The sequence below is a fragment of the Aquiflexum sp. genome (genome assembly GCF_041751335.1).
Taxonomy (GTDB): domain Bacteria; phylum Bacteroidota; class Bacteroidia; order Cytophagales; family Cyclobacteriaceae; genus Aquiflexum.
Window position 1 is genome coordinate 20,697 of record NZ_JBGSXS010000065.1, and the last position, 7,723, is coordinate 28,419.

The 7,723-nt window shown below is 38.3% G+C and carries 8 protein-coding genes; 2 read left to right on the forward strand and 6 right to left on the reverse strand.

The window, feature by feature from the left end:
- Positions 1-145: 145 nt before the first annotated feature.
- The 5 genes from ACEW8U_RS03915 to ACEW8U_RS03935 form a co-directional block, all read right to left on the reverse strand.
- On the reverse strand, positions 146-709 hold the full coding sequence (locus ACEW8U_RS03915) for a Crp/Fnr family transcriptional regulator (protein ID WP_373520727.1): 564 nt from the start codon (positions 707-709) through the stop codon (positions 146-148).
- Positions 710-781: 72 nt separating this feature from the next.
- On the reverse strand, positions 782-1,555 hold the full coding sequence (locus tag ACEW8U_RS03920; RefSeq protein ID WP_373520728.1) for a TSUP family transporter: 774 nt from the start codon (positions 1,553-1,555) through the stop codon (positions 782-784).
- Positions 1,556-1,744: 189 nt separating this feature from the next.
- Positions 1,745-2,455 carry a DUF4240 domain-containing protein gene (locus ACEW8U_RS03925; protein ID WP_373520729.1) on the reverse strand — a complete coding sequence of 237 codons (711 nt, stop codon included), beginning with the start codon at positions 2,453-2,455 and terminating at the stop codon, positions 1,745-1,747.
- Positions 2,456-2,596: 141 nt separating this feature from the next.
- A complete protein-coding gene (locus tag ACEW8U_RS03930) occupies positions 2,597-3,181 on the reverse strand; it encodes a hypothetical protein (protein ID WP_373520730.1) in 585 nt (194 codons plus the stop codon).
- Between the two features lie 265 nt (positions 3,182-3,446).
- Positions 3,447-5,003 (reverse strand): SulP family inorganic anion transporter, encoded by a 1,557-nt coding sequence (locus tag ACEW8U_RS03935; RefSeq protein WP_373520731.1) that lies wholly within the window; start codon positions 5,001-5,003, stop codon positions 3,447-3,449.
- Between the two features lie 314 nt (positions 5,004-5,317).
- Between ACEW8U_RS03935 and ACEW8U_RS03940 the strand changes: the two genes are divergently transcribed.
- On the forward strand, positions 5,318-6,598 hold the full coding sequence (locus tag ACEW8U_RS03940) for an MFS transporter (RefSeq protein ID WP_373520732.1): 1,281 nt from the start codon (positions 5,318-5,320) through the stop codon (positions 6,596-6,598).
- A 12-nt stretch (positions 6,599-6,610) separates the two neighbouring features.
- The gene (locus tag ACEW8U_RS03945) at positions 6,611-7,231 is read left to right on the forward strand and encodes a class I SAM-dependent methyltransferase (protein ID WP_373520733.1); all 621 of its coding nucleotides are present in this window, start codon (positions 6,611-6,613) and stop codon (positions 7,229-7,231) included.
- Positions 7,232-7,397: 166 nt separating this feature from the next.
- Here ACEW8U_RS03945 and ACEW8U_RS03950 read toward each other — a convergent pair.
- Positions 7,398-7,723: hypothetical protein (locus ACEW8U_RS03950; RefSeq protein WP_373520734.1), on the reverse strand; the 326-nt coding region annotated here is incomplete at its 5' end.

A 7,723-nucleotide genomic window follows, 5' to 3' on the forward strand; every position in this document is an offset into this window, starting at 1 on the left:
TACATATGTTAAAAAAAACCGGCAACCTTAACCTTTAGGGTTTTTTTTTGACCCAGAAGATTTTTAGTTAGATCTGCATATGAAATGTATACCACTTGTTGAGGAAAAAGACCTTCGGGGTTTTAGAAACCCCAAAGGTCGGGCGTCAATATTTGGCCCTAATTCTACTGAGACTAACCTGAGTAATTCCCAAATAGGAAGCGATATGTTTGAGTGGGACACGTTGTAAAAGGTCAGGTGAACTTTTCACTAAATCATTATACCTTTCCTCTGCAGTGTGAAACTGAATATTTTCTATTCTATTGACCGTCTCCACATAAGCAGCTTCAAAGATTTTCCTAAAAAGCCTTTCAATCTCCGGGAATTGATCATATAGATCAAAAAGTGCAGGGGAAGCGATCCCGATAAATTCCGAATCTTCCAATGTCTGTATACCTTTTTTGCTCGGTTTGCCTGTAAAAAGACTCTCAACCCTGGCAATCAAAGAGTTTTCAAAAGCAAAAGACTCTGTGATGTCCACCCCGTCTTTGTAGTAATATATCCGGCATAAACCTTTTTTGACAAAGTAAATCGTCCGACAGGTGTGGCCTATTGCCTGTAGGTCTTTGTTTTTGGGGATTTGGACAGTTGTACAAATTGATGCTATTTCTTCCTTGGAAGCAGAAGAAAGGTTCTGATAAGATTCAAAGTATTGAAAAAGTGGTAGCAAGTTTTGATGTAAATTGGCATCAGGGGTCATCTTTTATGTAGTTGTATCATTTTTAAATATACATCGAAAAAATCATATCCAACCTGCACCCAAAGCCACTGAAATTAAAATCAGCATGATGGCAACAGTGACCTGAAGGAATTCAAGCGTCACTTTTTTCAGCAATTTATTCCCAATAAAAGCACCTGCTATGGCTGATAAAGTGGCAATCACCACCAATTGGATATTGTCACTGAGATCCGTTTGGGCAAAGCGGGTGGCATAAACGCTCAATCTGGTAAAATCCACGAAGGTCGATACCACCACGGCTGTTCCGATAAATGCTTCTTTGGACAATCCTGCCTTGATCAGAAATGCCGAACGCAAAGCGCCTTGATTACCCGAAAGCCCTCCAAAAAATCCGCTCAGAAATCCACCCAAAGGAAGTTTTTCTTTTCCGAATTTCAGGTTTTGGAAATAGGGAATCAAATCCATTAAAGCAAAAATGATCAGTAAAACAGAAATGATAAATTTCACCGGCTCGACGATAAAGGTTCGTCCAAACATTTCATAACTGAATAGCGGTTCCCAATCGGTAATATTCAGCAATACCCAAGAACCTGCAAATGCAGCAATCACAGCCGGAATCCCAAAATGGATCAAAACCTCTTTGTCCGCATTTCTGACGACCAGAAAAAGCTTGAAAATATTATTGAAGAAATGCACCACCCCGGTCAGGGCTATGGCCAGATCTACCGGAAAGAAAATCATAAAAACCGGTGTCAATATCGTCCCCAAGCCAAACCCAGAAAAGAAAGTCAGGATGGCTACTAGAAAAGCGGTAAGAGAAATGATAAAGATTTCCATGGAATTGACTGTTAACCTTTATGGTCTTTTTTGACCTCGAAGATTCAAATGAAAGTTTAATTTTCTTGTTTGGCACCTAGAGACCATACCAAGTTTTTTTTACCTTATGAATAAGCATAAGAATGTAATATACCTTTTTTACAAAAAGTTGGGTGTAGATATTTAATTCCTTCAGATATGTTACTTCCCCTATTGTAAGTCTGTGATAAATTTTTCCCATAATTTAGGGAAGTAATCAGGGATCATTTTAGGAGATAAATCTTCTATATTTTGTACAGGGCCTTCATCAAAATCTTCAATTTCAGGTAATAATTTAGAAGTTTTTGCATAGTATAACTCCCCTAGATATTGAGATATTCCAAGAGCTTGTTCGATTCCTGAAAAATCAGCATTAACCATTAATTCAGGATTGTCAGAGTAATTGTTGGCAAGCACTTCCCCTTTTGAAATTACCCACTCTAAAAACACTTGGTAATTTTCAAATGGAACTGAGTAATTGATAATAGAAAATGCTGCCTGAAGTTTATTGGTATTTAACTTGTAAAACAATTTGAAAAGCCTGCCATTGAATGCCAATAATTCGGTTGACTCCATTTCTGAAAAGTAATCATTTAATAAACCGCAGTGGTTCTTAAAATTGTTTTTTGACTTTAATCTCGTTTTATCGATCAATTTCCAAAAGTCAGCTTCAACCATCAAAAAATCATTAACTTTTATGCTTTCCCGAGTGGTTATGGCTTTTTTTAATTCCTTTTGAAATAAGCCTTTGAAAATTTGATCTGATTGTTTGTTCTCTTTTTTTGAAATCAAGGCGCGAATAAGCAAAACCACTAAAGCAGCAAGTAAACCGAGTATTGCTGGAGTACCTTGTGGTCCAAAGAAATTGAATATCTTTTCCATGGATTTTTTCTGGCAATTTGATGATGGAAAATAAACCCCAATAAATTAAAGAAACTTTTTATAAAGCCTTTAAAAAATAAACCCAAATCCAAACTTTTACCTATTGCCCTCATGCAAAGCAAATTCGCCTATTGAAGATCTTTACTTTTTCTTCACTTTCGGTGGTTTACAAGTTTTACAAAAGTCCTTCAGTTCTGCAATCTCATCTAAAACCTCCAAATGTAGTTTCAGCAATACTTCCTGCTCTAAACCCAGATTGGTTATTTCGGCGGCCTCTGAATAACGCTCAGTCAATTCATTCTGAACGTTTTCAAAAAGAGGATTGATGTAAGTGATACTTGAAAACGCACCCTTATTCTCATAAAGCATTTTTCGAAATTGTCTGGTATAAAGTTCGTTGAGGTCAAACTGGTATTGTGCAAACTTGACCAACTTCGTAGCTGTCTCCAAATCTGGTGCTATCAAAACCGCTGATTTTGGGCTAAAAGTATTGGTAACTTTTGAGTTAAAGTTTTTGGTCAGCATAAACTCATAATTGCTCATAGCAAATGCAAAGTCCATTTTAGCAGAAGTCTGAATAAGGATAACTTCGCCATCTATTTTGGATCTTTTGGATTGAAAATCCTCCATTTTGACTTGGTATTGCTGATCCCATTCTATGATGTCCTGACTGAATCCTGGAAGTGATAAAAGAAGAATGTATAATGCCAAAAGAATTTTTTTCATGGGCTGAGATTAAATCGACGAAATATATTTAAAAAAATAACAACTAAAAATCTGTTAGAAAAAAACTAAAAATAATACCTGACAATTTTTCCTTTGCTTTTAGAGCTGTGTCGCTATTCAAAAACCATTTTACTCTCCAATCCAATCAATAATTACCCCCTCTTTGTTACAAAAAAGTCGATAATCAACCTCCTCTTTGTTACAAAACTAAAGCAAGTTAATAAACCAGACAAAACCTTATCTGCACGGTCTATCCAATCAATTCTTAAGCATTCACTTTATCTTCTTCCAACACAATTTTAAAGCTAGGATCGTCATCCGTATAGTTCACGTTGATGATTTTTTCGGCTTTGTTCAGCAATACCTTGCTGGAAGTATCCAAATGTCTGATATAAACGGTCTTGCCCATTTTTTCATATCGCTCAGTCACCTTATGAATCGCATCAATTCCTGAATGATCTACGATTCTACTTTCTGCAAAATCAATGACTATTGCCTCAGGGTCATTGATGGGATCAAACTTCTGTCCAAAAGTCATCGCTGAGGCGAAGAACAAAGGGCCAAACACTTCATAGTGTTTTACCCCGGCTTCGTCAATTCTTTTTCTGGTACGGATCATTTTGGCATTTTGCCAAGCAAATACCAAGGCAGAGATAATCACACCGATCAATACAGCCAAAGCCAAGTTGTGTAAGAATACAGTTACCAAAGTTACAATCACCATCACCAATACATCATGGGCAGGGACTTTTCTGAAGACTTTCAATGAAGCCCATTCAAATGTGCCGATGGCAACCATAAACATCAGTCCTACCAATGCAGCCATTGGAACCATCTCTATATAGGCGGAAAGGAAAAGTATAAAGGCCAGTAACCCTATCGAAGCCACTATTCCGGAAATCCTACTTCTACCTCCGGCATTGACGTTGATCAGGGATTGACCTATCATGGCGCAGCCACCCATGCCTCCGAAAAATCCTGTGGTCAGGTTGGCGACACCTTGTGCCACACATTCCTTATTGCCATGTCCTCTTGTCTCGGTGATTTCATCAATCAAGGTCAATGTCAAGAGGCTTTCAATCAAACCAACCCCGGCCATGATGCCGGAATAGGGAAGGATAATCATAAAAGTTTCCCAGTTTAAGGGTACCAAAGGAAGGTGAAATTGGGGAAGTCCGCCACTTATAGAAGCCAAATCACCAACAGTCCTTGTATCAATACCTCCAAAAATAACAATTAGGGAAATAGTCAAAATTGCGACCAAAGCTGAAGGTACGGCAGTGGTGATTTTTGGAAAGAATTTGATAATCAACATCGTCAGCACAACAAATCCAACCATGATGTAAAGGGGACTTCCTGTCATCCATTCCACAGCACCGGCTGCAGTGGTAAATTTAAACTGGTCAAATTGCGCCATGGCAATGACAATAGCCAATCCATTGACAAAGCCGAACATTACCGGATGCGGTACCAAACGGATCAATTTGCCCAATTTGAGGACTCCGACCAATATCTGTATCAATCCCATCAGCACCACTGCTGCAAAAAGGTACTCTATACCATATGAGACCACCAAGGCGACAACCACCACAGCGATGGCACCTGTAGCACCTGAAATCATACCGGGCCTACCTCCAAGTATAGCGGTGATTAAACCTATAATAAAGGCGGTATATAGCCCTACCAATGGACTGACACCTGCAATCAAAGAAAATGCAACTGCTTCGGGCACAAGGGCCAAGGCTACCGTCAGTCCTGACAATACTTCATCCTTGAGGTTGACCTGGGTGGGACGAAATAATCTATAAAACATTTGTGTCATGTTTTGTAATAAGTTTAATAGGAAATTGGATAAAGGATAATAAAAGCCAATTAAAATCTCACCAAGACCGAAGAATTGTGGGACTTGTAAAAAATATATTTTCAGGGTGGAGTAACTGTCATCCTAGGGAGGCTTTTAAATTTATTTGAGTTGCAAAGGTACTTTTATATTTTAAAAAATTCAGAATATTATTCTAAAATATTAAAAATCAGGTATTTAATAACATATAAATACCCTCCGAAATCGATTGTTTTGGAATATTATTGTAGATTTGTATTTTATTTAGCATTTCTTTATCGTCAATCTTTCAGCCTTTGAATTACCTTCAGTTTGTTAGAAAAAATACCGTTATGGTCGTTTTTGGGATCATCATGACAGCCTTATCAAGCTTTGGGCAGACATTTTTGTTGGCCCTGTATGTGCCTTTTCTGATGGATGAATTTACACTTTCCAATGGGCTGATTTCCACATTTTACGGTGTAGCAACCATTGTCAGTGCAGCCATGTTGCCCAAAGTTGGCAAACTGATCGATACCATTCCTTTAAAAACATTCACTTTGGGGACAACAGGCTTGTTTATCCTTGCCTTATTCTTTTTAAGTATCGCGCAGGCTTGGTGGTATATTCCTTTAGCTTTCTTTGGGCTGAGGTTGGCCGGACAGGGTTTATATTCCCATATCGCCATTACCTCCATGTCCCGTTATTTTGATGTCAATAGGGGAAAGGCCATCTCCTTGGCTTCTTTGGGCCATCCTTTGGGTCAGGCGATTTTACCTGCTCTTATTTTGGTGTTGATCGGGGTGGTAGGGTGGAGGGAATCTCTTTGGCTCAATGCGGCATTGGTGTCAACGGTGGTCATTTTGTTCACTCTTTTTGTATTAAAGCCTGAGCATTTGAAACCTGAAACAGACGAATTGTCCCAAGGAGATGATACAGAGAATATAGCAATCAAAGTCCGACAAAGGGATATCATGAAGTCCAAAGCGTTTTGGTTGTTGGTGCCAAATATTTTTTTCATTCCCTTTGCCATTACCGGCCTTTTCTTTTATCAATTCGCTATTGTCGACTTTAAGGGTTGGGATCATGGGATCATTGCAGGAGGGTTGACGGCCTTTGCTTTGGCGAGTGCATTCAGTATACTGACGGCGGGACCTTTGATTGACAAATACCGGGCAAGGGCATTTTTCCCATTTTATCTGATTCCTTATTTTATTGCTTTAATGGTCATTTGGTTGGTGCCAAATGTCTGGGCAATGTATGTATATATGGTATTTATGGGTTTGTCCGTGGGATTTGGGAGTGCCACAGTCGCTGCTTTGCAAGTAGAGTTTTTTGGCCAAAAATATATCGGAACTGTACGTAGTCTGTTCACCTCCATAATGGTGTTGAGCTCTGCGGTCGGGCCGACTTTATTCGGGATAATATTAGATGCAGGTTGGGGATTTGAGACTGTATTCCCTGTGACCTTGGTGATGTTGGCTTTGATTATTTTCCAGTCCATGCGATCTATTCCAAAATATTCGAGGGCCAAGTGGAAGTTTAAATTGAAAAGAATCGGGAAATACAAGGGTCTAAAAAAGCCTAAAGAGTTATGAAAATTAAATCAGATGAACTGTACACTTTGCGATAGTAAACTGACCATGAGAGTTGGTCAAAAATATTTTGTCTGTAGTACCTGTGATGCAAGATTAATGGATAGTAAATTTAGGCTCTCCAAAAAGACAGAAAAGAAACATTACGAGACGCACAACAATGATGTGAATGATCGGAGATATCAAAAATTCACTTCTCCTATTTCAAATTATGTTTTGGAGAATTTCAATACCGAATCGGTTGGCTTGGATTTCGGATCGGGAACAGGCCCTGTGATTTCAAAAGTCTTACAGGATTCCGGTTACCTGATTAATCAATATGATCCTTTTTTCGCACCTGATCCTAACGCTCTTCAAATCCAATATGATTTCGTCATTTCCTGCGAGGTCATAGAACATTTTTATACACCTTGCAAAGAATTTGAGGTATTGAAGAAACTGTTAAAACCCAATGGAAAGCTGATCTGTATGACTTTGCTTTATAAGGAAGACTTAGATTTTGAAAACTGGTACTATAAAAATGATCCCACTCATGTATTTTTTTACAGCGAAAAGACAGTGGATTTTATCACGGATAAATTCAATTTTAAATCTTCCGAAGTTTTCGGTGACAGAATGGTGGTTTGGGAAAACTGAAGAGTGGATGGTTTTTTAAATTTGGAACTAAATAATTATGGCAGTGGCATAATTTTAAATTAATTCAAGGATAAATTATCACATGTATGTGTCTTCCTACTTCGGACTTCGATCTTCCTACAATTTTGTAGGAAAATCTCTTCTAGTTAGAAAACCCACCTCTAAATTATAAATTCCCCCTGTTTAGCATCTGAATCACTTTCAGGATTTCATCATCCATTTCTTTGTTTTTATCAGTGTATTTTTCTTTTGAGGTGACCCCTCCCTTGATACTGATATAGTAGGTCATTTTTGACTCAGTTGGAGCAAATGTGACGGACAGATTATTGGTTGACTCCATTTTCAGGATGTTTTCCTTACTTCCCTGAAAGGAGTTGATCTTATCGGTCATGATACTGATTTTGCTTCCTTTCCTATAGTCTGTGATTGTGTTCAAAGGGAAAATAGACTCCAAGTATTTTGGGTTTTTCCTTATCTTGTCCATGATGGAAA